Raw genomic sequence first — 24,156 nt, forward strand, 5'->3', positions numbered from 1 at the left:
TAGAGTTCCGTCCACACCGCGCACGAGCGGTTCCGCAGGTGGAACGCGCGACGAGACGGCGTTCTGTCCGCTAAGTATTTAGCATCATGGGAGATGAGGGGAGATGAGGGATCCCGGGTGAGAGACATTCTGCAGGCCGCGGCGCTGTGGCCCTCACCCGTAAATCTGGAAGGGCCGACACATAACCCTCGTGTCGGCCCTTCCAGATTTTCGACCTCTCCCGACAGCAGGAGAGGTGAACTGCAACTCAGCGTGGAGGTTGGCTTTCGTTCCGCGGGACGGCCCAACGCCATCGCCCCATCCGCTGTACTGCCTTCCATGGCGCCGATGCGACCGGCGCCGTCGCGATCCGCCTCACCCGCGGCACCACCATGCCTGACCTCGATCGAATCCCCCAACTCTCGCGCCTCCGCCGCGCCGCGCACGCTGGCGGTTTGCTGCTGAGCGGCTTCCTGCTCACCGCCCTCGGCCCCGCGCCGTCGTTCCTGGCCGCGGCCGCGGTGATGCCCGATGCGAGCACCAGCCCCTGGGCGGTCTCATCGCCCGTAGTCCGCGAAGGCGGACTTCGTGTGGTTGTTGCTGCGAATTCATTCGCCCCCCTCCGCTCGCGTCCGACCCTCCAGCGCCGCGCGGAGATCGCATCTCCCCCGACCGCGGAGGACACCGCGCGGGCGCTGCAGCTGCTGCAGCGCGCGACGTTCGGCGCGCGGCCGCGGGATCTCGCGGAGGTGCTGCGGCTGGGGCGGGAGGCGTGGCTCGACCGGCAGCTCCACCCCGAGCGCATCGACGACGCGGCGCTCGGCGCGCGGCTGGCGGCCTTCCCCGCGGCGGCGATGTCACCCGGCGAGCTGTACGCCGCCTTCCCGCCGCCGCAGGCCGATCCCGCGCGCCGCGCCCAGCGCGACTCCGCCCGCCGCGCCGCGCAGGGCGACGGGGAGATGATGCGCCCCGGCGCCGCCGCGGCCGACGAGCGGATGGACGCGCCGCAGCGCCCGCGCGCCCGCCGCCGCATCGCCGACGACACGGCGGCGGCGATGCGCGCGGACGGCGCCGGGTTCGCGCAGCGGCGCCGCGCCGGCGCCCGGCGTCCCGCGGCGATCCTGTTCGACGCGGCGGGGGCCAAGGTGCAGCGCGCCGTCTACAGCGAGCGGCAGTTGCAGGAGGTGATGACGGACTTCTGGTTCAACCACTTCAACGTCTTCTTCGGGAAAAACCAGGACCGCTACCTCGTCACCGCCTACGAGCGCGACGCCATCCGCCCGCACGTCTTCGGGAAGTTCCGCGACCTCCTGGAGGCGACCGCCAAGCACCCGGCCATGCTCGTCTATCTCGACAACGCGCAGAGCATGGTGCCGGACTCGCTCAACCCCAACGCCGGCCCTATGGAGACCGCGCGCCAGCGGCTGATGGCGATGCCGCCCGCGCAGCGCGCCGAGGTGCTGCGCCGCCGCGGCGTCGACCCGGCGATGGCGGAGCGGATGATGGCCGATTCGGGCGCGGCGGGGCGGCGGCGCGCGCGGGGGATCAACGAGAACTACGCGCGCGAGCTGATGGAGCTGCACACCCTCGGCGTCGACGGCGGATACACGCAGAAGGACGTGATCGAGGTCGCCCGCGCGCTCACCGGGTGGACGGTGGAGGGACGCGGGCGGCGCGCGGCGGGCGGGTTCGAGCCGTCGTTCATCTTCCGCCCCGCGATGCACGATCCGGGGGAGAAGACCGTGCTCGGCCATCGCCTCGCGGCGGGGCGGGGGATCGAGGACGGCGAGGAGGTGCTCGACCTCCTCGCGCGCCACCCGGCGACGGCGCGGCGCGTCGCCTTCCGGCTGGCGCAGCGCTTCGTGGCCGACGACCCGCCGCCGTCGCTCGTCGATCGCCTCGCCGCGACGTTCACGCGCACCGACGGCGACCTGCGCGAGGTGACGCGCGCACTCTTCCTCTCCCCCGAGCTGTACGACACGCGCTACGCCGACGCCAAGGTGAAGTCGCCGCTGGAATTCGTCGCCGGTGCGCTGCGGGCGACCGGGGCGGACGTGGGCCCCTCGCGCGGGGTGCTGCAGGCGTTGCGGGAGATGGGCGAGATGCCGTACGCCGCCTCGCCGCCGACGGGCTACGCCAGCTCGTCCGCCGAGTGGACCAACAGCGGGGCGATGCTGAACCGGATGAACTTCGGCCTTGCACTCGCCGCGGGACGGATCGACGGCGTGCGATTGGACCCGGCGCGATTCGTGTCAGGCGATGCGCAGCGTCAGGTGGCCGCCCTCGCCGCCGCGGTGATGCCGGGGACGACGGATGCGGGCCTGTTCCGCACCATCGCCGACGACGTGGCCGCGCAGGCGCAGCTCGACGAGCGGCAGCGCGCCGCGCGGGCGCTGGGGCTGCTGATCGGCTCGCCGGCGTTCCAGCGGAGATAAAAGCGGTGCGAAAGTGCGACAGTGCGAGAGTGCGAGAGTGCGAGAGTGCGAAAGTAAACCGGCGCGGAATCCCGGAATTCGCACGCAAACGAAACGCACTCACGCACTTTCGCACCCTCGCACTTTCGCACTTTCGCACTTTCGATCCGGCGCAGGAGCCTCGAAATGGACCCGATCAACCGGCGCGTGTTCCTGAAGGGCGGCGCCATGGCACTGCTGGCGCTGGCCCGGCCGCCCGAATTCCTGGCGCGCTCGCTGCTGGCCGAGTCGCGCGCCGCCGCGCGGAAGAAGACGCTGATCTGCATCTTCCAGCGCGGCGCGGCCGACGGGCTCAGCATGGTCGTCCCCTTCGGCGATCCGGCGTACTACGCGGCGCGGCGCTCCATCGCCATCGCCGACCCGGCGCGGCGGGGGGCGCGGGGCGCGCTGGACCTGGACGGCCACTTCGGGCTCCATCCCTCGCTCGAGCCGCTGCTGGAGCTGTATCGCCGCCGCGAGCTGGCCATCGTCCACGCGGCCGGATCGCCCAACCCCTCGCGCTCGCACTTCGAGGCGCAGGACATCATGGAGACGGCGTCGCCCGACCGACGTTCGAGCGACGGGTGGCTGAACCGCGTGCTGCGCGAGACCGACTGCGCCGAATGTGCAGGCCGCACGCTGGCCGATCCGCACGCGCACGCGGCCGACCACGCCGCGGGACAGGCGGCGCTCCGCGGCGTGGCGATGGGGGCCGAGCTCCCGCTCTCGCTGCGCGGCACGGCGCCGGCGCTGGCCATCGCCGACCTGGACCGCTTCGGCGTGGCCGGCGGGCACGACCCGTCGCTGGCCGGCACCTTCGCGCGGATGTACGGCAACGAGCACGGCGACCGGGTGAGCGGCGCCGCGGGCGAGGGGCTGGACGCGGCCGAGCTGCTGAAGCGCATCGACCCCGCACGCTACGAGCCCGCGGCCGGCGCGCGCTATCCGGGCACGGACTTCGGCCGCTCGCTGCGCCAGATCGCCCAGCTGGTGAAGGCGGAGGTGGGCGTCGAGGTGGCCTTCGCGGACTTGGGGGGATGGGACACGCACGTGGCGCAGGGCGGCGCCGACGGGCAGCTCGCCCGGCGCTTGGCCGAGCTGGCGCAGGGCCTCCGCGCGCTGCACGACGACCTGGGCGAGCGCATGCGCGACGTGGTGATCCTGACCATGAGCGAGTTCGGCCGCACGGTCGCGGAGAACGGCTCCGGCGGCACCGACCACGGCCACGCCAACTGCATGTTCGTGATCGGTGGCGACGTGCGCGGCGGCCGCGTGCTGGGCGACTGGCCCGGCCTGGCGCCCGGCCAGCTGCACGAGGGGCGCGACCTGAAGGTGACGACGGACTTCCGCGACGTGTTCGCCGAGGTGGCGGGGAAGCACCTGGGCGCCACGCACCTGGAGCGCGTGTTCCCCGGCTTCGAGGCCAGCCCCGCGCGCTTTCGCGGCGTCCTGGGCTGATCCGTAGAGAAAAGAAGGGGTTCACACGGAGGGAACGGAGGTAACGGAGGAACTCACCGTTCGCGCGGCTTCCTCCGTTCCCTCCGTTTCCTCCGTGTGAGACCCCGGTCTGCTGGAGATCACCCCCCGCCTTCGGCCTGCGCGCGCAGCTGCCTGCGCAGCACCTCCACCCACGCGGGGCGGGGGACGCCGCACTGCTCGTAGATCCCCTCCAGCTTGTCGAGCATCTCCACGCCGGCGGCGGGGCGCAGGTAGGCGGGTACCGCGCCCAGCATCTGGTCCACCAGGAAGCGCGCGGCGTCCACCGTCAGCCCCGAGCCGCCGCGCGCGGACTGCTCCACGTACCACGCGCGCAGCTTGGCCAGCGTCTTCCCGTACGGCACCACGTTGCCGGTGACCAGGTTGTACACTCCGCCGTGGCTCATCTTCACCTCGGCGGCCACCTGCCGCACGGAAGTCAGTTCCACGCGCCTGCGCAGCGCTTCGCGCAGGAGCTCGATCTCGGCGTCTCGGTCCACCTGGGCCGTCCCGGCAAGGTTTGGCGGTCCTGTCCAGTCGGCAGAGAGTTGCCAAATTGGACGTGAACGGGACCTACCTTACGCGCATCGGGCCGTCGGAACAAGGGCATTTTGCACATGAAAGTCTCCGCAGCGCACGGTTCTGGGGCAAACATGGACACCTTTGCGCATCATCTGTCGGAAACGAGAGGGGGCGCCCCCTTCGGAGCGCCCCCCTCGCATCACCCAATCTCCCTTGCTCAGGGTCGGGCGCCGGCGCGCGCGGAGAGGTGCTGGCGGATCATCTCCTGCAGCTCGGGCATGTGCTCGCGCACCGCACGCTCGCCCAGCGCGGCGCCCTGCTGCATCAGCGAGGGCGTAGCGCGCGCCAGCTTCTGGCCCACGGGGGTGCGGTAGAACTCCGCCATCTCGCGCAGCTCGGCCTCGCTGAAGGTGTTGGCGTACATGTCCGCGTAGTCGGCCTTCAGGTTGTCCCAGCTCATGTAGCGCGCGAAGAACTCGCGCAGCACCGACTCCATCCCCCGCAGCCGCGGGTCGCCCTGCAGCTGCACCTGCAGCGCGGTGTTCAGCGACGCCTCCAGCGCCTGCGGCACGCGCATGGCCACCAGCACGTCCATCGCCGCCATGCGGTGGCTGGGCGAGCGCTGCGCCGCCGCCCCGCCCGCCGCCAGCGCGACGAGGGCGAGCGCCAGCAGGATCTTCTTCATGCGGAACTCCGTCGTTTGCAGGGAGATGGCGATGCCGTCCGCGCGAAAGAACGCCTCCCGCCGCGCGGCGCGCAAGCGGGAGGCGTCGTCACGCCAGGAGCGCGACGAGTCGTGCCGGGGATCCTGAAACGTCGTTGGGGTTTCCGGGATCCATGATTTCACACGGAGGACACGGAGCCCGCATCCGCAGTGCGTCAGATGCAGCCGGCGTAGCAGGTGAACTGCTCCACCCGGGTGTCGATCTCGCAGACACACCCGTCCTCGGACATGCTCTCGCACCCCCCGGCGCAGTTCGAGTAGATCGAGCCCTGCCCGCGTACGGTCCCACGCTGTCTCGCCTCGATGCCTTCGGTGGCGAACTCCTCGACCTTCAGCGCGTCGACGTCCAGCTTCAGCTTGTGCATCGAACCTCCAGTGCGTGGATGGGAACGCACCGCGCCAACCGCCCCGGGACGGTCGTTTCTGCGTACGGTTACGTCCTGAAAGATGCGCAATTATCCGAATTTCGCAAGATCACGCGCACATTGTGGCGGAACAAGCGCAGGGAACAGCATTCGGGTGGCGCCCTGATCAGCCCTGTTCCGCCAACCAGTCCAGCGCCTGCTCGCGGGTGTCGAACGCGGGGATCTTGCGGCGGGTGAACAGGAGCACGGCCTGGTAGGCGATGCGGTGCAGCCCGCCCATCCCCACGATGGCGCTGGCCCTGACGTACGGCCCGTTGTGCGCCGCCAGCTCCTTCATCGCCTGCAGCACCGCCGAGTTGTAGCGCGCGTCCTTCACATCCGTCAGCACCAGCAGCGAGTGCGGGGGATGCTGCGCCACCACCGACTTCGAGTGCTCGATGGTGGCGATGGCCTGCTCGGGGTTCTGGATGCCGGAGTAGTCGAGCAGGAGAATGCGTTTCCCGCGGTGGTCGATGAACCGGGTGCGCTCCATGGGGTGTGTCTCCGAACCGGATGGGTCTGGCTGAAACTGCAGAGGAGATCTGCGGAGGTGATGGAATGTTGCGCCCGGCCCGCGTCGGGCGCCAGCCCTCGCGATGAAGCGGCCATGGAGATGGGAGACAACAGAAAGAGTCTCACGCGGAGACGCGGAGGCGCGGAGAACTCACCGCCGGACTGAGTTCCTCCGCGCCTCCGCGTCTCCGCGTGAGAACGATTCCGTTATCTCGTGATGGTGTCGCTGCGCCGCTCGACGGGCGCGTTCTCGGGCCAGAGGCGGTGCCGTCCCTTGAGCATGGGCGCCAGCGCTGCCAGCATCCCGCTCACCGTCTGGAAGCGCTTGGAGGGGTCGCGCAGCAGCGCGCGCAGGATCAGCTTCTCCAGCTCGGGGGTGACCTGCGAGTTGCGCTGCCGCGGCGGCACCACGTCGTGCGAGAGCTGGGGATAGCGCGTGTTCAGCTCGCGCGTGGTCAGGTTGCGCGGCGCGCCGTCGGGGTCCACGGGGGCGAGCGCCGTCTTCGGCTCGAAGTCGTCGTCCTCGTCGTCGTACCAGAAGTCCTCGTCCTCGTCTTCCTCGATCTCCTCCGTGGGCCACTTGCCCGTCAGCAGCTCGTAGAGGAGCGCGCCCAGCCCGTATACGTCCGTCGCTGTGGTCAGCGGCTCGCGCAGCACCTGCTCGGGGGCCATGTACGGCGCCGTTCCCAGCCGGTCGCCGGGGCGGCGCGCCTCCTTCCCCAGCGGCCACACCACGTCGAAGTCCAGGAGAACGGGGATGCCCTCGCGGAGATGCACGTTGCCGGGCTTCAGGTCGCGGTACAGCCAGCCGCAGCGGTGGAGATAGTGGATCGCCGCGCCCACGTGCATGGTGGCGCGGATGGCGTCGGGAACATGCAGGCGGCGCTTGGGGAGGCTCTCCAGCACGTCGAAGAGCGAAGGACCGGCAAGATATTCCATCAGGAGATAATGCCGCCCGTCCGAGTCGCCCGTGCCGAACACCTGCACGATGTTGGGGTGGCGAACCCGGCCCAGCACGCGCTCCTCCTTGCGCAGCGAGGTGGGGAGGCGGCGGTTCCGGATGTGCTCGGGGGCCACCATCTTGGCGGTCAGCGCGCACCAGTGGCGGTTGCTCCACACCTGGTAGAGCTCGGTCATGCGGCCACGTGCCAGGTGGCCGATCACCGTCAGCTCGCCCACGCGGTCGCCGACGGCCAGCGAGAACTCGGCCTTGGGCCGCGCCGGGTCGTGCTCCCACCGGCGCGCGGCCACCAGTCCCTGGTACCGCGGCTTTGCCACTGCCGCCATTCGGTTGCCTCCCAACAGGTTGCGCCTCCGGTGAGCCCGGACGCGTGAAAAGCCGCGCCAATCCTCTACATCCCTACGCAACGGGCGTACCCCGCGCGGAACCCTGGCGTTTCCGGAGGGTAGCGGATTATGCTGGAAACCGGTCCCCTCCATCCTCCGCGCGCCCGGTCCCGGGTCGTGACGTTCGCCCTTCCGCCTTCGTCCACCCCCGGGATCCCTCGCGATCCGCGCGAGGAGCAGGGACCCGATCTTCATGAGGTGCCAGATGCAGCGCATCCACGCGGCCGGATGCCTGGTGCTGTCGGTGCTCGCGCTGGGCGCGGCGCCGCTCCGTGCCGGGCAGGAGTGGACCCCGCCGTCGCGGCAGATGCCGCAGATGCCCTCGGCGGGGGAGCTGGACGGGGGGTGGAAGGGATCGCTGGGGGGATGGTTCAACGGCGTGGGGGTGCCGCTCGACCAGGTGCGGGCGAGCGGCGAGGGCGGCGGCGCGCGGCCGCGCTTCGTGCGCTTCACCGGGCAGATGCGGCCGGTGGAGGCGTGGAGCGACCGCAACGGCGACGGGCGCGCCGACATGATCGAGGTGTTCCGCGACGGTACACGGGTGTACCAGCTCGTGGACGCCGACTACGACGGCACGGCCAACGTGCTGCGCGTCTACGAGAGCAGCGGCGCGCTGGCCCGCGAGCAGCGCTACTAGCCCCCGCCCGCCGGGGCGGCCGGACCCGTCCGCCCCGCGCCCCGTGAGCGACTCCGACCTCCTGGCCGCATACCTCGCCACCGTCTGGTCCGTGGATGGACCGGACGGCGCGCTCGAGGTGCGGCCGGGCCGCATCGCGCCGCCCCCGCTTCGTCCGTCGGCGATCGTCACCGCCTACAACCCGGCCTCGCAGCCGCGCCCCGCGGAGGAGAATGACCGCGCGGACGCCGATCTGCGCGCCCGCATCGCCGCGGCGGGGGCGGAGCCGTGGCGCACCCTCGCGCGCGGGACGGGGGACGACGCCGGCGCGTGGGACGAGCCGGGGTGGCTGATCCGCGGCGACGTGCGCGGCCTCGCCGTCGCGCTGGGCGCGGAGTTCGGCCAGAACGCGATCGTGTGGATCGACGCCGCGGGAGACGTCGCCATCGTGGTCACGCGAGACGGGTTTTGCCGGACGGCGGTGGGCGAGGTGGTTCGGTAGATTGTTTGCCCTCGCGCGGCTCACCGGCACGCCCGCTCCATCGCGCCCTCCCCGGCTCGCCTGAGGCTCGCCACCCCTCCCGTACCGGGCGGGGTAGGGGGAGGACATCGGCGTGGGTGGCAGGGATTCGCGCGGCCGCAGGCGGGCCCCCTCCCCCGGCCCCTCCCCCGCTGCGCAGGGGAGGGGAGAACTCAGTGCGGGGGCGGGACTTCGCGTGAGGGATGCGCGCCCGAAGGGCCGGGACGCCGCCGCGCGTGACGAGATGCCGATGATCCGCGCGGATGCTCGGCGCGGCGGTGGCCCGGCGCGGTTGGGCACAGTTGTTTCGTGCCCTACCGCGCGCGCAGCCCGTTTTGGCGTCTCCGCGCCAAACACGCCCAGATCCTGCAGTTCAAGTCAGTTCGCCGTAATCGACCGAAATCGGATCGACATAGAGAGATGCTGGTCAAGAACCGCATGACCGCGGAACCCGTGACCGTGACGCCGGAGGACTCGCTGGCGCACGCGCTGCGGCTCACGCGCGAGCACCGCGTCCGCCACCTGCCCGTCGTCCTGAACGGCGAGCTGGTGGGGATCCTGTCGGACCGCGACATCCGCACGGCCATGCCGTCGCCCATCGAGGTGCCGGACCCCGAGCGCGCCACCATGCTCGAGCGCACGCCGGTGGAGCGGGTGATGACGCGCGAGGTGATCACCGCCGGCCCGTTCGACGCGGTGGAGGACGCGGCCGAGCAGATCTGCCGCCACCGCATCGGCTGCCTGCCGGTGGTCGACGCGCACAATCGCCTCCTGGGGTTGATCACCGAGACCGACGTGGTCACCGCGTTCGCCGAGGTGCTGGCGGCGGGCGGGCCGTCGTCTCGCCTCGAAGTCTCCGTCGCCGACCGGCCGGGAGAGCTGGCGCGGCTGCTGGCCATCATCGGCGGCGAGCTGAAGCTGAATGTGACCTCGCTGATGGTGCTTCCCGACGGCGAGGACGGGCGCAAGACGGCCATCCTCCACATCGCCACCATCGACCCGCGCGAGGCCATCGAGGCGCTGGAGCGCGCGGGCGCGAAAGTGGGCTGGCCCTCGCTGGAGGCGGATCTCAGGAAGGGGATGGAGGCGTGACCGGGCACCGCACCGCGCTGATCTGGGACCCGGAGGTCACCCGCTACTTCTTCCGCCCCGACCACCCGTTCAACCCGAAGCGGCTGGAGCTCACCGTCTCACTGATCGAGGCGATGGGGCTCGCCGGCGGCGACCAGACGCCCATCGTCGCGCCCCGCCCGGCGACGGACGAGGAGCTGCTGCGCGTCCACTCGCGCGAGTACGTCGACGCGGTGAAGCGCTTCAGCGCGGAGGGCGCGGACACCTCCGACGCGTGGCAGTGGGGGCTGGGGACGGACGACACGCCGGTCTTCCCGGGGATGCACGACGTGACCGCGCTGGTCTGCGGGGGGACGATCCTGGCGGCGGAGATGGTGATGAGCGGCGAGGTCACCCGCGCGTTCAACGTCTGCGGGGGACTGCACCACGCACATCGCTCGCGCGGCAGCGGGTTCTGCGTCTACAGCGACCTGTCCGCCGCCATCGCCTGGATCCGCGAGGCGCACGGTGCGCGGGTGATGTACATCGACTACGACGCCCACCACGGCGACGGGGTGCAGGGGATCTTCTACCGCGACCCCGAGGTACTGACCCTCTCCGTGCACGAGTCGGGGCGATACCTCTTCCCCGGCACCGGCTTCGTGGACGAGCTGGGCGACGGCGACGGCTACGGCTACTCGCTGAACCTGCCGCTGGAGGCGTTCACCGAGGACGGCTCCTGGATCTCCATCCAGCAGAAGCTCATCCCCGAGGTCGCCGAGGCCTTCCGCCCCGACGTGATCGTGCTGCAGAACGGCTGCGACGGCCACGTGCTCGACCCGCTCACCCATCTCCGCGCCACCACGAAGCTGTACGAGGAGACGGTGAGGCTGGTCTGCGAGGTGGCGGACCGCGTCTGTGAGGGCCGCGTGGTGGCCACGGGCGGCGGGGGATACGCGGTGTGGAGCGTGGTCCCCCGCGCTTGGACCCTGGTCTGGGCGGGATTGAGCGGGCAGCCGGCACCGGACGCGATTCCCCGCGAATGGCTGGAGCGCTGGCAGGGGGAGAGCCCGGAGCTCCTCCCCGAGCGCCTGCGCGACGGCGAGGGCGCGTACCCGCCCGTCCCCCGGCGCGAGGAGATCGAGGCCACGAACCGCCGCACCTTCGAGTCGCTGCGCCGGCAGGCGTATCCGCTGCTGCGCGGCTGGGGGCTGGGGTTCTGACCATGCAGGCCGCCCTCGCCGCCCACCCCGTGCCCGCCCTGTTTCCCCTTCTCCCCGCCACCCTGCGCGACAAGGAAGGCCGCGTGTTCACCGTACGGGAGCTGCGCCCCGAAGACCGCGCCGCGCTCGCCCAGTTCTACGACGCGTTCGACCCCAAGCGCGCCGCGCAGGGGCTGCCGCCGGAAGGCGAGGTGCGGATCGCGCGCTGGCTGGACCAGGTGCTGCCGAACGGGACGCACCTGGCCGTCGAGCGCGACGGCCACCTCGTGGGCCACGCCATGCTCCTGCCGACGGAGAAGGAGGGGGTGCACGAGTACGCCATCTTCCTGGCGCGCGAGGTCCGCGGCCAGGGCGTGGGCACGCAGGTGAACCACCTTTCCGTGGAGGTCGCGCGGGCGATGGAGCTGCGCGGGCTCTGGCTCTCCGTGGAGCCGCACAACCGCCCCGCGCTGCGCAGCTACGAGAAGGCGGGGTTCCGCTTCGTCCCCGGCACCGTCTACTCGCCCGAGGTGGAGATGGAGCTGGCGCTGTAGGGCCGTTCCCCTTCCGTCCATCTCCGGACACATGCGCCCGCCACTTCCCGATTGCGGAAGGGCGGGCGCTGCGCTTATGCTGGCCCGCGTTTTGATTTGCCCCGTGCGAGCGTTGTTTCCGCAGTCCGGTCCCTAACGCGGAGCCCCACCTTGAAGCGAATCGTCCACTTCGCGGCGCTGCTCGGCGCCGTCCTCGTTTCGGCGTGCGCGCCCGTGGCCGAGCCGATCGTGGCGCCGGTGCCGCGCGGCGCGGCGGGCGACACGGCCGCGCGCCCGCTGCTGCAGCCGGTGCCGGTGATCCCCGAGTTCTCGGCGGCCGTGCAGCGCGGCACCCGCAGCACCACCGGCGCGCCCGGGCCGCGCTACTGGCAGCAGCGCCAGCGCTACAGCATCGAGGCGCGGGTGTCGCCCGACTCGCTCAGGGTCAGCGGGCGCGAGCGGGTGGTGTACATCAACCGCTCGCCCGACGCCATGCGCTTCGTGGTGCTGAACCTCTACCAGAACCTGTTCCGCAGCATCACCGGCGGGCTGAACATGACCCGGGTGGCGGCGCAGGGGCAGGAGATGGCGAAGCTCACCGCCGCGCAGAAGGAGCAGAACCTGGCGGGGGTGAACGTCTCCACCGGCTGGTACGAGGATGGGACGCTGGGGCGCATCTACCTCCCGCGCCCGCTGGCCTCGGGCGACAGCGCGGTGTTCGAGTTCGAGTGGAGCTTCCGCGTGCCGCCGCTGACGGCGCCGCGCACCGGCTTCGAGGACGCGCTGGGCGGGCGGGTGCTGCAGGTGGCGCAGTGGTATCCCCAGATCGCCGTGTACGACGACGTGATGGGCCCCGACGTGACGGGGTACACCGGGAACGCCGAGTTCTACCTGGACTACGGCGACTTCGACTACTCCATCACCGCGCCCACGGGATGGCTGGTGGCGGCCACGGGGGTGCTGCAGAACCCCGAGCAGGTGCTGACGCCCGAGGTGCGGCAGCGGCTCGCGCAGGCCATGCAGCAGGACTCTCCCGTGCGCGTGGTCGGCCAGCAGAACATCGGGCGGGGGACGGTGCAGGGGACCAACGGGATGGTGACCTGGCGCTTCCGCGCGGAGAACGTGCGCGACGTGGCGTGGGCCACCAGCAACCGCTACTTCTGGGACGCCACCCGCGGCGCCATCCCGCAGGCGGGCGGGGCGACGAAGTTCATCCCCGTGTACTGCTTCTACCGCCCCGGCGCGCCGTTCTGGGACCGCGGCGTGCGCCACGGCGACCACGCCATCGAGTTCCTCTCGCGCGAGCAGGTGCCGTACCTCTATCCGCAGATCACGGTCACCGAGGGGCCGATCTACGGGATGGAGTACCCGATGATCGTGTTCGTCGGACGCCCCACGCAGGGCGAGAAGGACCTGTACGCGGTGATCGCGCACGAGGTGGGGCACGAGTGGTTCCCGATGATGGTGGGGGGCGACGAGGCGGTGGCGGTGTGGATGGACGAGGGGATCAACACCTACCAGGAATCGCTGGCCTTCAACGACTACTGGCGCGGCACCGACCACTTCAACGAGCAGCGCGGCTTCTACATTCCCGTGGCCGGCAAGCGCGGCGACGCGCCGCTGATGCGCAACGGCGAGTCGCTCGACAACGAGACGCTGGGGATCGCGGGCTACTACAAGCCCGGGCTGGTGATGCGCGCGCTCCGTGCCGCCCTGGGCGACGACGTGTTCCACCGCGCCATGCGCACCTACATGGACGAGTGGATGCTGAAGCACCCGTATCCGTGGGACTTCTTCAACACCTTCGAGCGGGTGTCGGGGCGCGACCTGGACTGGTTCTGGTATCCGTGGTTCTTCACCAACGCCACGCTCGACCTGGCGCTGGGCACGGTGACGCCGGCCGCGGGGAACGTGACGGTGACGGTGCGCGACATGGGCCAGGTGCCGGCCCCCGCCTTCATCGTGGTGACGACGGACGCGGGCGTGGTGCGGCAGACCATCCCCGTGGAGCGCTTCCTGAACCCGCCCAACCAGCGCTCGGTGACGGTGACCATCCCGGTGCAGGGGCGGGTGACGCGGGTGGAGATCGACCCCGAGCAGCAGTTCCCGGACGTGAACCGACGCAACAACACCTGGGTCGGGCAGTGACGCGTTTTCGGTAGATGGCGATCGTGCGGAAGGGCGGCTTCCAGCGCGGGGCCGCCCTTCCTTTGATCTCACGCGGAGACGCGGAGACGCGGAGGTCACGGGGATGCTCCTCCGCGTCTCCGCGGCTCCGCGTGAGTCCAGATGTATGCTTCGGACGGAGATGTAGCGTGTTGAGGAAGACGATGATGCTCTGCGCGCTGGCCACCGCCGCGTGCTCTCCGGCGACGCGCCCTGCCGAGCCGGCGCCCGCAACGGTAGTGATGGATTCGGCGCAGCGATGGAATCTCCGCCCGGTGCCGATGAGCGACGCGTACCGGCGCGGGCTGCGTGCGGGCACGCGCTCCGCGACGGGCGAGCCCGGCGCGCGCTACTGGCAGCAGTCCGTCTCGTACCGCATCCGCGCGGAGCTGGACCCGCGGACGACGGAGCTGCGCGGGTCGGAGCGCATCGTCTACCGCAACCGCTCGCCCGACACGCTGGCCACCGTCGTCCTCAACCTCTACCAGAACATCTACACCGAGAACGCGGCCCGGAACCGCCGCGCGCCCAACACCGGCGGCGTGGCCCTCGACCGCGTCGCCGTGCAGGGGACCGCGCTCCGCGAGCGCCCCGCCGCGGCGACCGTTTCCGTGACATCCGCGTCGCCCGCCGGTTACGAGGTGGCGGGAACGATCGCGCGCCTCGACCTCCCGCGCCGCCTGGCGCCGGGAGACAGCGCGGTGCTTGAGATCGACTGGCACCAGAAGGTGCCGCCCGCGCCCACCTTCCGCACCGCGTGGGAGGACGCGCTCGGCGCCCGCGCGTTCGTGGTCGGCCAGTGGTATCCGCAGGTCGCCGTCTACGACGACCTGCGGGGATGGGACGCCACGCCATACCTGGGCGACGGCGAGTTCTACCTGGAGTACGGCGACTTCGACGTCGACCTCACCCTTCCCGCCGGGTGGATCGTGGGCGCCACCGGCACGCTGGCCAACGCCGCCGAGGTGCTGTCGCCGCAGACGCGCGAGCGCCTGGCCCGCGCGGCGGCGAGCGACAGCGTGGTCCACGTCGTCACCGCGGCGGACCTCGCGCCGGGGGCGGCGCTGGCGCGCGGCGGCGGCGGACGGCTGACATGGCGCTTCACCGCGCGCAACGTACGCGATTTCGCCTTCGCGGCGAGCGACCGCTACCTGTGGGACGCGGTCCGCGCGACCGTCCCCGACTCCGCCGGCGGCGAGCGCGCGGTCACCGTCAGCGCGCTGTATCGCCCGGGCGCGCAGGGGTGGGAGCAGGCGTGGAGATACGGCCGGCACGCCATCTCCTTCTTCAGCCGTCTCGTCGTCCCCTATCCCTATCCGCAGGCCACCATGGCGGAGGGGCCGATCGGGGGGATGGAGTACCCCATGCTGGTCTTCATCCCCCGTCCTTCGGAAGCGGCGGACCTGCAGTCGGTGATCGCGCACGAGCTGGGGCACGAGTGGTTCCCCATGCTGGTGGGCTCGGACGAGGCGTCGTACGCGTGGATGGACGAAGGGATCACCAGCTACCACGAGGACCGCGCGGCGGAGAGCTTCTTCCCCGGCACGCAGGTCACCGGCGTCAACGCGTACCTGCGCGTGGCCGGGCACGACGCCGAGGTGCCGCTGATGCGCCATACCGACCTGGTGACGCCGTACGGCGCGCGCACCGTGGCCGCGTACAGCAAGCCCGCCGCCGTGCTCGTCGCGCTGCGCACGGTGCTGGGGGACAGCACGTTCAACCTCGCGCTGCGCGAGTACGCCCGCGCCTGGTCGTACCGCCACCCCCAGTCGTGGGACTTCTTCGACACGGTGGAGCGCGTGGCCGGGCGCGACCTGGACTGGTTCTGGTATCCCTGGTTCTTCGAGACGGGCGTGCTGGACCAGGCGATCGAGTCCGTGCGTCCGGTCAGCGGCGGCGTGGAGGTGGTGATCCGCGACCGCGGCGACAATCCCATGCCCGTCTACGTCGCCGCGACCTCGGGCGAGGGGATGGTGACGGAGCAGGAGGCGCCGGTGGAGGAGTGGCTGGCGGGTGGCGGCCGGCGGACGATGACGGTGCTCCTCCCCACCTCGGGCGCGGTGACGCGGGTGGAGATCGACCCGCGCCGGCGCTTCCCCGACGCCGACCGCGCGAACAACGTCTGGACGCCGCCCGCCGCGCCGTAACCGGCAGCCGTCGAGCGACACTCCCCACGCCGGAATCGCCCTCTCCTCGAACCCGCATCAGGCGCGGGGAGATGGAGGGGCGATTCCGAGTCGATTCCGGGTCGATCTGCGTGCGCGCACCGCAACTTCCTGCGGCACAGAGCCGTAGGAGGATTCGCCCCGCCATCGATACACGGGGACAGGGATTTATCCCGAACCGTTCCTCCACCGGAACCCGATGAGCACATCCACCCTCGCACCCCCGGAAGCGCCGTCCGGCACCGCGCTGTCCGCCGCCGGCGCGGCGGCGTTTCCCCGCCTCCCGGTCACGCTCGCGCCGGCGCGCAGCCTGTTCACCTACTACGCGCTGTCGTCGCTGCTGGCGGGGCCGTTCTTCTTCGTTCCCATGCTGGTGCTGTATTTCCGCTATCACACCCTGCGGTACGAGGTCGAGGAAGAAGGGATCACCATGCGCTGGGGGATCCTGTTCCGGCGCGAGGTGTCGCTCACCTACGCGCGCATCCAGGACATCCACCTGGTCAGCAACCTGGTGGAGCGCTGGCTGGGGCTGGCGCGGGTGCAGGTGCAGACGGCCAGCGGAAGCGCCAGCGCCGAGATGACCATCGAAGGGGTCCCGCAGTTCGAAGCCGTGCGCGACTTCCTCTACGAGCGGATGCGCGGCTCCCGCGATCGGACCTCCGTCACGGCGGGCGCCCCCTCCGGTACGGTGCCGGGGATGGATCAGCTCACCGAGGTGCTGCGCGAGATCGCGGCCGAGGTTCGGTCGCTGCGGACCGCGCTCCCGGCCCCGCGAGAGACGGAGGCGCGCGATGTTTGACCCGATCAAGGCGTGGGTGCTGCGGCTGCTGCGCGTTCCGGCCGAGCCGCAGGTGCCCGCGGGCGGCCGCCTGGTGCGCGTGTTCCGCGCCGGGAGCGCGTACTATCGCTATCGCCTGGTGCTGTGGGGGATCAAGCAGTTCGGGGCGCTCGCGGGGCTGGTGGGAAGCCTGCTCTTCGCCGGCTTCCTGAGCGGCGAGATCGGCCACCCGGTGGCGTCGCTGCTCCTGCGCGCGGCCGAGGTGCTGGCGTGGGCCGCCTTCCTGGCGCAGCTCCCCTTCGGCCTCGCGGTGCTCCGGCTCGACTGGGAGATGCGCTGGTACATCCTTTCCGACCGCAGCCTGCGGATCCGCGAGGGCGTCGTGGGCGTCCGCGAGAAGACGATTACCTTCGCGAATATCCAGAACATCTCCATCCGGCAGAACCCGCTGCAGCGGCTGCTGGGGCTGGCCGACGTGCAGGTGACCACCGCCGGCGGCGGCGCGGCCGGCGCGCACGGCTCGCACGGCGGGCTGGGCGAGTCGATGCACGAGGCCTACTTCCGCGGCGTGGACAACGCCGAGGAGATCCGCACGGTGATCGCCGAGCGCGTGCGCCTGCACCGCGACGCGGGGCTGGGCGACCCCGACGAGCCGCACCCGCTGGTCCCGCCGGCCGCGGGGGAAACGCCGGCGGCCCCGGACGTGCTCGCGGCGGCGCTGGAGCTTCGCGACGAGATCCGCGGCCTCCGCCGCGCCCTGGCTCCCGCGCGCGCCCCGGGCTGACGTCGCGCACCGCCCCCGATCCCGTACGTGGCCCTCGCGCAACCCTCGCGTGGGCCACATCTTTTCTGCAATCCGGGCGTCAACGACAACCTCGCAGAGCAGGCAGGACCCAGCAGATGAAGACCCACCCCATCATCCGCGCCGCGGCGGCCGCGGCGCTCGTGCTCGCCTCCGCCTGCGGCAGGGACGCACCCGCGCGCACCGACGGCACCGCGGGCGGCGACACCACGTCCGCGGCGGCGAAGGACTCGGCCGCCGCCACCGCCTCGCCCGCGTCGCCCGGGAGCAACGCCCAGGGCGACGTGCGCGACAACGCGCCGGCGCAGATCCGCGGGCTGTACATCAACGCCTACGCGGCCGGCTCGCGCACCCGCCTGCCGCAGCTGCTGAAGATCGCCGACGAGACCGAGATCAACGCCTTCGTGGTCGACGTCAAGGACGAGAAGGGGATCCGCTACAACACCGCCATCGACCTGGCGAAGCAGCTGGCGCAGCCCGGCGAGGTCACCATCCGCGACCTGAAGACGCTGGTGGACACGCTGCACGCGCACCACATCTACGTGATGGCGCGCATCGTGGTCTTCAAGGATCCCATCCTCAGCAAGGCCCGGCCGGACTGGAGCGTGAAGGCGCCCGGCGGCGGGCTGTGGCACGACAAGAAGGCGAACACCTGGGTCAGCCCGTGGGACCCCAACGTCTGGAACTACAACATCCAGATCGCCGAGGAGGCGGCGCGCGCGGGGGTCGACGCCATCCAGTTCGACTACGTGCGCTTCGCCGAGCCGTACCGGAGCCTGCCGGCGCAGGTGCACCCGCTGGCCAAGGGCGACCGCAGCGACGCCATCGCCGCCTTCCTGAACGAGGCCAAGCGACGGCTCCACCCGCTGGGCGTGATGGTGCAGGCCGACGTCTTCGGCCTCGTCCCTAACGACCCGGGCGACGTGGACATCGGGCAGCAGTGGGAGACGGTGGCCAGCACGGCCGACCACGTGAACCCGATGATGTACCCGTCGCACTATCTCCCGACGCACCTGCCGGGCGTGCCGAAGCCGGACCTGATGCCGTACCAGACCATCTTCAAGTCGGCGGGGATGGCGCGGATCCGCAACGACCGGCTGCGCGAGGTGGGGGTGACGCCGGCGCGGGTGAACGTGTGGCTGCAGGCGTTCAACGCCACCTGGCTGGGGCGCAACCACCAGGACTACGGCCCGCAGCAGCTGCGCGAGCAGAAGCAGGGGGTGTACGACGTGGGCTTCGACGACTGGATCCTGTGGAGCCCGGGGTCGCACTACGAGCAGGTGGCCGCCGGGCTGGAGCGCGAGACCGTCTCCCGCCGCAAGCCGCAGTACGCGCCGCCGTCCGAGGTGCTGGCGGCGGTGAACCTGTTCGACCGGCAGGGCGTGCGCGCCGCGCGCGACAAGGCGGCGCAGCAGGCGCGCGGCCGCATCGGCGATCCGGCGGCGGCGCAGGCGGCGCGGCAGGGCCGCCCCGAGCCCAACGCGCCGCCCACGCGCGTCACCCCCGGCCAGAACGCCCCCGCCGAGGCTGCGCCGAAGGGCACTGGCGGAACGCGGTGACGCCTGCGGCAGGGAGATGACGGAAGGCCCGCGGAGATGCTTTCTCCGCGGGCCTTCCGCTTCCCGGGCGGCGGGGAAGATTCCCCGGCGGCGCCTAGTAGTTGTACCCGCCGACCTCTTCGGGCTCGACCTCGACGCCCAGCCCCTCGGCGATGCGGTTGACGAAGTTGTAGTACGCCACGATCAGGTTCACCGCCAGCACGTCGTCGTCCGACAGGCCGGCCTGGCGCATGGCCTCGATCCGCGCGCGCCCCACGGTGGAGGGCTCGCGGGTGAGCGCCTCGGCGTAGTCCAGCATCGCGCGCTCGCGCGCCGACAGCCCCTCGATGGCGCGCCAATCCTCGCCCACCTGCGCCACCCGCCCCTCGTCCTTCCAGTACGCCTGCAGCGCCGCGGCGTGGTGGCTGACGCAGTAGCGGCAGCGGTTGGTGGCCGACACCACCACCGCCACCAGCTCGCGCTCGGGCCGGGTGATGCCGCCGGGGCCGAACATGGTGGCCATGTACAGGTCCATGTGCGCCGTCAGCGCGCGCGGGCTGAGGCTCTGCACCTGCATGATGGTCGACAGCTTGCCGCGGTCGCCGGTGATGCGATTGTATACGACGCGCAGCTCGTCGTCGGCGGCCTCGGGGTCGACCATCCGGATCCAGGGCATGACTTCACCGGTTTGCGAGTGACAAAACGATCTCCGCCGCGGGGAGGGCGCGGCGGAGTGCAGGAAAGATAGATGAAAAACGTCGTCAGGAAAAGGCCGAATCTGTTTCTCCCCGCGATTGATCCACACATTTGCTCATCTTCTAACCTGAATCACCATAAGCACGGACAGATCTCATACTGGATCTCCGGATCAACTGTGTATTGGAGGAAAGAATGTCATTCCGAAGGCGCCGCGCCGCCCTGTCCTCCATGCCGAAGTCGTGGCGCCTGAGGAATCTGTGGCAGGCTTCCGAGCCACAGGCCGCCTGTCGCTCGGACGCAGGCCACAGATTCCTCGGGCGCCGCCTGGCATCCGCACGGTCGACAATTCGGAGCAGCGGCGCCGCTCGGAATGACATCCGAGCGGAATGCACAATCAAATGCGGCAGCCGGTATCACAGCCAGTCGCCGAGATCCGTGCTCCCGACGCCGTCCTGAGCGTTTCCGTCGCAAACTGAACAGAACGCAACCCGTTGTGGCGCCGGGATCTCGGCAGCACCAGATCTGCGGGTGCGACAAGGTTTCGCGGAGGGCCTCCGGGTGCTAAATTGCGGGCCACCATCCGCCCGGCATCTTCCGCTCTTCCGCGCGTCCAGAACGTTCGTGAGCCGTACCCGCAGAGCCGACGCCGCACCGCAGCCCGTAGGCGACCTGGTCGCGCGCTTCCTGGACCGGTCGGGGCTGGCCGCCCGCGTCGAGGCGGCCACCGTGCTCACCGACTGGCCGCAGCGCGTGGGGCCGCAGATCGCCGCCGTCACGCAGCCCACGGGGCTGTCGGACGACACGCTGTTCGTCTCCGTGGCCACCAGCGCGTGGATGATGGAGCTGAACCTGATGAAGGGCGAGCTGATCAAGCGCGTGAACACGGGGCGGAAGGAAGGGCGGATCCGCCACATCGTGTTCGTGATGGCGGGGTGACGGAACGCGCGTAAACGCAGGTTTCGCGCGAACTTCCGCGTGTCCCAGGTGTACTGGGACGCACACGGCAAACCAGTAGAATCACAGCCACGAGGGGGGCATGGCTTCCAGCTCCGCAGCCCACGAGTACAACGCCGGCCAGATCCAGGTCCTGAAGGGGCTGGAGGCGGTCCGCAAGCGCCCGGGGATGTACATCGGGTCCACCAGCGCGCGCGGCCTGCACCACCTGGTGTACGAGGTGGTCGACAACTCGATCGACGAGGCGATGGCCGGCCACGCCCGGCGCGTGGACGTGACCATCCACGCCGACGACTCGATCACCGTGGTCGACGACGGCCGCGGCATCCCGGTGGACATCCATCCCACCGAGAAGGTGCCGGCGGTGGAGCTGGCGCTCACCGTGCTGCACGCCGGCGGCAAGTTCGACAACGAGGGCGAGGGCTCGTACAAGGTGTCGGGCGGCCTGCACGGCGTGGGCGTGTCGGTGGTGAACGCGCTGTCGGAGTGGCTGAAGGTGGCCGTGCGGCGCGACGGCCAGGTGCACGAGATGGCCTTCGCACGCGGCGACAAGACGCGGGAGCTCACCGTCACCGGGAAGACGAAGGAGCGCGGCACCACCGTCTCCTTCAAGCCCGACCCGCAGATCTTCGAGGAGACCACCTACTCCTTCGACACGCTGTCGAACCGGCTGCGCGAGCTGGCCTTCCTGAACCGCGGCGTGCACATCACGCTCACCGACGAGCGGCCCACGCTCGAGGGCGGCGAGGTGCGGCGCGACGAGTACCACTACGAGGGCGGCCTGCGCGAGTTCGTGGAGCACCTGCGCGGCACCCGCAAGCCGCTGCACCCCGAGGTGGTGTACATCGAGGCCACCCGCTCCGAGGCCGAGATCGAGATCGCCTTCCAGTACGACGACGGCTACAACGAGAACACGTTCACCTTCGTCAACAACATCAACACGCACGAAGGCGGCACGCACCTCACCGGCTTCAAGAGCGCGCTGACGCGCACCATCAACGACTACGCGCGCCGCGTGGGGCTGTTCAAGAAGGGCGGCGTGGAGGGGCTCTCGGGCGACGACGTGCGCGAGGGGCTGACCTGCGTGATCAGCGTGAAGGTGCGCGAGCCGCAGTTCGAGGGGCAGACCAAGACCAAGCTGGGCAACAGCGAGGTCAAGGGCGCGGTGGAGAGCACCGTCAACGAGAAGTTCAGCGAGTACCTCGAGGAGCACCCGGGCGTCGGCCGCGCCATCATCGAGAAGGCCATCAGCGCCGCCCGCGCGCGCGAGGCCGCCCGCAAGGCGCGCGACCTCACGCGCAAGAAGAGCGCGCTGGAGACGGGGGTGCTTCCCGGCAAGCTGGCCGACTGCTCGAGCAACAACCCCGAGATCGGCGAGCTGTACATCGTCGAGGGCGACTCGGCCGGCGGCAGCGCCAAGCAGGGGCGCAAGCGCGAGTTCCAGGCGATCCTCCCGCTGAAGGGGAAGATCCTGAACGTGGAGAAGGCGCGCTTCGACAAGATCCTGTCGAACGACGAGATCCGCGCCATCATCACCGCCATCGGCACGGGGATCGGCGAGGACGAGTTCAGCCTCGAGAACGCGCGCTACCACAAGATCATCATCATGACCGACGCGGACGTGGACGGCAGCCACATCCGCACGCTCCTGCTGACCTTCTTCTTCCGGCAGATGCGGCAGCTGCTGGACGCGGGCTTCGTCTACATCGCCCAGCCGCCGCTGTACCTGGTGAAGAAGGGGAAGCAGGAGCACTACGCCTACAGCGACGGCGAGCGCGACGAGATCCTGGCGCGCCTGCGCGGCAACGGCGATGGCGGCGGCAGCGAGCGCGGCGTGCACGTGCAGCGCTACAAGGGCCTGGGGGAGATGAACCCCGACCAGCTCTGGAAGACCACGATGGACCCGGACACGCGCACGCTGCTGCAGGTGTCGATGGAAGACGCCGCCGAGGCCGCGCAGATCTTCGAGACGCTGATGGGCGAGGAGGTGGAGCCCCGCCGCCTGTTCATCGAGCAGAACGCCAAGTACGTCAAGAACCTGGACGTCTGACAGCCGGGGATTCGAGGGAGACGAGAAGGCCGGGACGCGCGTCCCGGCCTTTTTCGTACGATCAAACAATCAAGGAGATCACACGGAGGGAACGGAGGAAACGGAGGACTGAACTGAGTTCCTCCGTTTCCTCCGTTCCCTCCGTGTGACATTCCTCTTTGAGATCATCCGGGACCGAGCCTACGCCGGCTTGGCGATGAGGACGTCGCGCGCGTCCGCGTCCGCCGCGACGAAGGCGAGGAGCCGCGCGCCCTCCTCCTCCACCGCGCGGCGGTCGGGTGGGGCGAGGGGCAGGAACGGGTGGACGTGCAGCGTCGCCGCGCCGCCCTCGCGGCGGATCTCCCACGCGCCGGCGACGAAGCCGTCGATCAGGAAGCAGGGGAGCACCCGGTTCACCGCGAACAGCCGCTTGCGGTGCTCGTCCGCCACGATGCGCGAGCGCTCGGCGTGCGAGAGGTAGACGTTGTCGTAGTCACCCAGGAAGCGCGGCGGCGCGGGGAAGTCGGGGTCCGGCAGCGGCGCGTGGGGGAGATCGAACAGCTCGCGGCCGTGCTCGTCGCGGAAGGTGCGCAGCCGTGGCCGGAGACGATCGAAGCACGCTCGCAGCCCCGTCAGTCCCGACCAGGTCTGCGCGTCGGCGATGGACGCGGGGCCGAACGCGGCCAGGTACCGCATCACCGCAGCGTCGGGAGAGGCATCCTCCGACATCGGGCGGCCGAGCCACGCCTCGGCGGTGGTGTGGCGCGCCGCGCCGCCGCGGCCCCACACGCCGCGCGGCGGCACCTGCACGAGCGGGACATAGGCGCGCACCGCGTAGCCCAGCGCGGCGGGATCGCGGTCCGGCCAGCGCTCGGCCAGCACCCTGCCGATCTCGTCGAACGTGCGCGGCGTCTCCTCCGCGGCCGCGCGGCCGGCGGCGGCCACCTCGGCGAAGTCGATCCCCGGCAGGCGCTTGCCCCAGTTGCCGCCGAAGCTGCGGACGAGCGCGGGCTGCATCACCGGCCGCAGCGCCAGGCAGTCGCGCGCCGTCACCAGGTGGATGGTCGAGCGCATCAGCGCGATGCGGACCACGGCGCGCTCCAGGATCAGCCGCGACAGGTCGTCCGCCTCGAATCCCTGCAGCCGCGACCACAGGCCGATGTACGGCGGGTTCGTCATCTGCCCCTGCATCCCCACCAGCTGCTCGATGGCGTGGAGGACGGGGAGGGTGACGCGCTCCAGCAGCATCTGCCGCACGAGCAGCGCGCGGTTCAGCGCCCGCCGCCCCAGCACCTTGCCGGACCCGCGGTGATTCCGACCGGAATCAGCCTTCGTCTTCGAGGATGACATCGCGGAGGGGATGCGGTGGAGAAGAATCGCCGCCGCAACACTACGCGCGGCGCCGATCCGCTGCAATCGGCGCCGCGCACTCAGCATTCAGCACTTCAAGCTCACGGCCCCAGCAGGCAGTCGCAGAACCCGCGCGTGCCGCCGACGCAGACGCCGGTGGAACCCGGCAGGCTCTTCTTGCAGTTGGCATCGCAGCGCGCCGGGTCGCAGTGGCGCGCGCCGGCGGTGGGGCCGGACGGCGACGCCATCGCGCTCACCGCGCCGAAGCCGAGCGACGCCGCGACGGCCGCGGCCAGCGTCCAGCGGTGGATTCCTCGCATCCCTCTGCTCATCTCC

The 24,156-nt window shown here is 70.9% G+C and carries 22 protein-coding genes; 14 read left to right on the plus strand and 8 right to left on the minus strand.

Annotated elements, in window-relative coordinates; all coding sequences use genetic code 11:
* Window positions 1-371 precede the first annotated feature (371 nt).
* Window positions 372-2,414 (plus strand): DUF1800 domain-containing protein, encoded by a 2,043-nt coding sequence (locus VF092_16720; protein HEX6748943.1) that lies wholly within the window; start codon window positions 372-374, stop codon window positions 2,412-2,414.
* Window positions 2,415-2,579: 165 nt separating this feature from the next.
* Window positions 2,580-3,890, plus strand: a complete 1,311-nt coding sequence (locus VF092_16725; GenBank protein HEX6748944.1) for a DUF1501 domain-containing protein — start codon at window positions 2,580-2,582, stop codon at window positions 3,888-3,890.
* Window positions 3,891-4,009: 119 nt separating this feature from the next.
* On the opposite strand, the gene VF092_16730 is transcribed toward VF092_16725, so the two are convergent.
* From VF092_16730 to VF092_16750, 5 genes are all read right to left on the minus strand, one after another.
* A complete protein-coding gene (locus VF092_16730) occupies window positions 4,010-4,408 on the minus strand; it encodes a hypothetical protein (protein ID HEX6748945.1) in 399 nt (132 codons plus the stop codon).
* A 239-nt stretch (window positions 4,409-4,647) separates the two neighbouring features.
* A complete protein-coding gene (locus VF092_16735) occupies window positions 4,648-5,115 on the minus strand; it encodes a DUF2059 domain-containing protein (protein HEX6748946.1) in 468 nt (155 codons plus the stop codon).
* Between the two features lie 194 nt (window positions 5,116-5,309).
* The gene (locus VF092_16740; protein HEX6748947.1) at window positions 5,310-5,519 is read right to left on the minus strand and encodes a hypothetical protein; all 210 of its coding nucleotides are present in this window, start codon (window positions 5,517-5,519) and stop codon (window positions 5,310-5,312) included.
* Between the two features lie 166 nt (window positions 5,520-5,685).
* Window positions 5,686-6,051 carry a hypothetical protein gene (locus tag VF092_16745; GenBank protein HEX6748948.1) on the minus strand — a complete coding sequence of 122 codons (366 nt, stop codon included), beginning with the start codon at window positions 6,049-6,051 and terminating at the stop codon, window positions 5,686-5,688.
* A 227-nt stretch (window positions 6,052-6,278) separates the two neighbouring features.
* Window positions 6,279-7,358: a serine/threonine-protein kinase gene (locus VF092_16750; protein HEX6748949.1), complete on the minus strand. Its 1,080-nt coding sequence runs from the start codon at window positions 7,356-7,358 to the stop codon at window positions 6,279-6,281.
* Window positions 7,359-7,623: 265 nt separating this feature from the next.
* Between VF092_16750 and VF092_16755 the strand changes: the two genes are divergently transcribed.
* From VF092_16755 to VF092_16800, 10 genes are all read left to right on the plus strand, one after another.
* Window positions 7,624-8,055: a hypothetical protein gene (locus tag VF092_16755; GenBank protein ID HEX6748950.1), complete on the plus strand. Its 432-nt coding sequence runs from the start codon at window positions 7,624-7,626 to the stop codon at window positions 8,053-8,055.
* 43 nt (window positions 8,056-8,098) lie between these two features.
* A complete protein-coding gene (locus VF092_16760; protein ID HEX6748951.1) occupies window positions 8,099-8,536 on the plus strand; it encodes a DUF3293 domain-containing protein in 438 nt (145 codons plus the stop codon).
* A gap of 456 nt (window positions 8,537-8,992) precedes the next feature.
* Window positions 8,993-9,646 (plus strand): CBS and ACT domain-containing protein, encoded by a 654-nt coding sequence (locus VF092_16765; GenBank protein ID HEX6748952.1) that lies wholly within the window; start codon window positions 8,993-8,995, stop codon window positions 9,644-9,646.
* Window positions 9,643-10,827, plus strand: a complete 1,185-nt coding sequence (locus tag VF092_16770; GenBank protein HEX6748953.1) for an acetoin utilization protein AcuC — start codon at window positions 9,643-9,645, stop codon at window positions 10,825-10,827. The genes VF092_16765 and VF092_16770 overlap by 4 nt, the downstream gene beginning before the upstream one ends.
* A 2-nt stretch (window positions 10,828-10,829) precedes the next feature.
* The gene (locus tag VF092_16775; protein ID HEX6748954.1) at window positions 10,830-11,360 is read left to right on the plus strand and encodes a GNAT family N-acetyltransferase; all 531 of its coding nucleotides are present in this window, start codon (window positions 10,830-10,832) and stop codon (window positions 11,358-11,360) included.
* A 150-nt stretch (window positions 11,361-11,510) separates the two neighbouring features.
* Window positions 11,511-13,487, plus strand: coding sequence for a M1 family metallopeptidase (locus tag VF092_16780; protein HEX6748955.1), 1,977 nt, complete (start codon window positions 11,511-11,513; stop codon window positions 13,485-13,487).
* 170 nt (window positions 13,488-13,657) lie between these two features.
* Window positions 13,658-15,652: a M1 family metallopeptidase gene (locus tag VF092_16785; protein HEX6748956.1), complete on the plus strand. Its 1,995-nt coding sequence runs from the start codon at window positions 13,658-13,660 to the stop codon at window positions 15,650-15,652.
* A 217-nt stretch (window positions 15,653-15,869) separates the two neighbouring features.
* Window positions 15,870-16,469 carry a PH domain-containing protein gene (locus tag VF092_16790; protein HEX6748957.1) on the plus strand — a complete coding sequence of 200 codons (600 nt, stop codon included), beginning with the start codon at window positions 15,870-15,872 and terminating at the stop codon, window positions 16,467-16,469.
* Complete coding sequence (locus VF092_16795) at window positions 16,462-17,232, plus strand: PH domain-containing protein (GenBank protein HEX6748958.1); 771 nt, start codon at window positions 16,462-16,464, stop codon at window positions 17,230-17,232. The genes VF092_16790 and VF092_16795 overlap by 8 nt, the downstream gene beginning before the upstream one ends.
* 116 nt (window positions 17,233-17,348) lie before the next feature.
* Window positions 17,349-18,809 (plus strand): putative glycoside hydrolase, encoded by a 1,461-nt coding sequence (locus VF092_16800; GenBank protein ID HEX6748959.1) that lies wholly within the window; start codon window positions 17,349-17,351, stop codon window positions 18,807-18,809.
* Window positions 18,810-18,903: 94 nt separating this feature from the next.
* Here VF092_16800 and VF092_16805 read toward each other — a convergent pair whose 3' ends face one another.
* On the minus strand, window positions 18,904-19,464 hold the full coding sequence (locus VF092_16805; protein HEX6748960.1) for a peroxidase-related enzyme: 561 nt from the start codon (window positions 19,462-19,464) through the stop codon (window positions 18,904-18,906).
* A 644-nt stretch (window positions 19,465-20,108) separates the two neighbouring features.
* Here VF092_16805 and VF092_16810 point away from each other — a divergent pair.
* Both VF092_16810 and gyrB read left to right on the plus strand, forming a co-directional pair.
* Window positions 20,109-20,423, plus strand: a complete 315-nt coding sequence (locus VF092_16810; protein HEX6748961.1) for a DUF721 domain-containing protein — start codon at window positions 20,109-20,111, stop codon at window positions 20,421-20,423.
* A 100-nt stretch (window positions 20,424-20,523) separates the two neighbouring features.
* The gene (gene gyrB / locus VF092_16815; protein HEX6748962.1) at window positions 20,524-22,491 is read left to right on the plus strand and encodes a DNA topoisomerase (ATP-hydrolyzing) subunit B; all 1,968 of its coding nucleotides are present in this window, start codon (window positions 20,524-20,526) and stop codon (window positions 22,489-22,491) included.
* A gap of 180 nt (window positions 22,492-22,671) precedes the next feature.
* Here gyrB and VF092_16820 read toward each other — a convergent pair whose 3' ends face one another.
* Together VF092_16820 and VF092_16825 are read right to left on the minus strand one after the other, a co-directional pair.
* Window positions 22,672-23,820 (minus strand): winged helix DNA-binding domain-containing protein, encoded by a 1,149-nt coding sequence (locus tag VF092_16820; protein ID HEX6748963.1) that lies wholly within the window; start codon window positions 23,818-23,820, stop codon window positions 22,672-22,674.
* Between the two features lie 101 nt (window positions 23,821-23,921).
* On the minus strand, window positions 23,922-24,152 hold the full coding sequence (locus VF092_16825; GenBank protein ID HEX6748964.1) for a hypothetical protein: 231 nt from the start codon (window positions 24,150-24,152) through the stop codon (window positions 23,922-23,924).
* Between the last annotated feature and the right edge of the window lie 4 nt (window positions 24,153-24,156).

Origin of the sequence: Longimicrobium sp. (genome assembly GCA_036377595.1) — a bacterium.
Lineage (GTDB): Bacteria > Gemmatimonadota > Gemmatimonadetes > Longimicrobiales > Longimicrobiaceae > Longimicrobium.

Excerpts from the sequence above, each read along its gene's own strand:
- VF092_16765 (HEX6748952.1), top strand. The coding sequence starts at position 8,993 with ATGACCGCGGAACCCGTGACCGTGACGCCGGAGGACTCGCTGGCGCAC.
- VF092_16735 (HEX6748946.1), bottom strand. The coding sequence starts at position 5,115 with ATGAAGAAGATCCTGCTGGCGCTCGCCCTCGTCGCGCTGGCGGCGGGC.
- VF092_16745 (HEX6748948.1), bottom strand. The coding sequence starts at position 6,051 with ATGGAGCGCACCCGGTTCATCGACCACCGCGGGAAACGCATTCTCCTG.
- VF092_16750 (HEX6748949.1), bottom strand. The coding sequence starts at position 7,358 with ATGGCGGCAGTGGCAAAGCCGCGGTACCAGGGACTGGTGGCCGCGCGC.
- VF092_16775 (HEX6748954.1), top strand. The coding sequence starts at position 10,830 with ATGCAGGCCGCCCTCGCCGCCCACCCCGTGCCCGCCCTGTTTCCCCTT.
- VF092_16820 (HEX6748963.1), bottom strand. The coding sequence starts at position 23,820 with ATGTCATCCTCGAAGACGAAGGCTGATTCCGGTCGGAATCACCGCGGG.
- VF092_16825 (HEX6748964.1), bottom strand. The coding sequence starts at position 24,152 with ATGAGCAGAGGGATGCGAGGAATCCACCGCTGGACGCTGGCCGCGGCC.
- VF092_16740 (HEX6748947.1), bottom strand. The coding sequence starts at position 5,519 with ATGCACAAGCTGAAGCTGGACGTCGACGCGCTGAAGGTCGAGGAGTTC.
- VF092_16805 (HEX6748960.1), bottom strand. The coding sequence starts at position 19,464 with ATGCCCTGGATCCGGATGGTCGACCCCGAGGCCGCCGACGACGAGCTG.
- VF092_16725 (HEX6748944.1), top strand. The coding sequence starts at position 2,580 with ATGGACCCGATCAACCGGCGCGTGTTCCTGAAGGGCGGCGCCATGGCA.
- VF092_16720 (HEX6748943.1), top strand. The coding sequence starts at position 372 with ATGCCTGACCTCGATCGAATCCCCCAACTCTCGCGCCTCCGCCGCGCC.
- VF092_16795 (HEX6748958.1), top strand. The coding sequence starts at position 16,462 with ATGTTTGACCCGATCAAGGCGTGGGTGCTGCGGCTGCTGCGCGTTCCG.
- VF092_16755 (HEX6748950.1), top strand. The coding sequence starts at position 7,624 with ATGCAGCGCATCCACGCGGCCGGATGCCTGGTGCTGTCGGTGCTCGCG.
- VF092_16790 (HEX6748957.1), top strand. The coding sequence starts at position 15,870 with ATGAGCACATCCACCCTCGCACCCCCGGAAGCGCCGTCCGGCACCGCG.
- gyrB (HEX6748962.1), top strand. The coding sequence starts at position 20,524 with ATGGCTTCCAGCTCCGCAGCCCACGAGTACAACGCCGGCCAGATCCAG.
- VF092_16800 (HEX6748959.1), top strand. The coding sequence starts at position 17,349 with ATGAAGACCCACCCCATCATCCGCGCCGCGGCGGCCGCGGCGCTCGTG.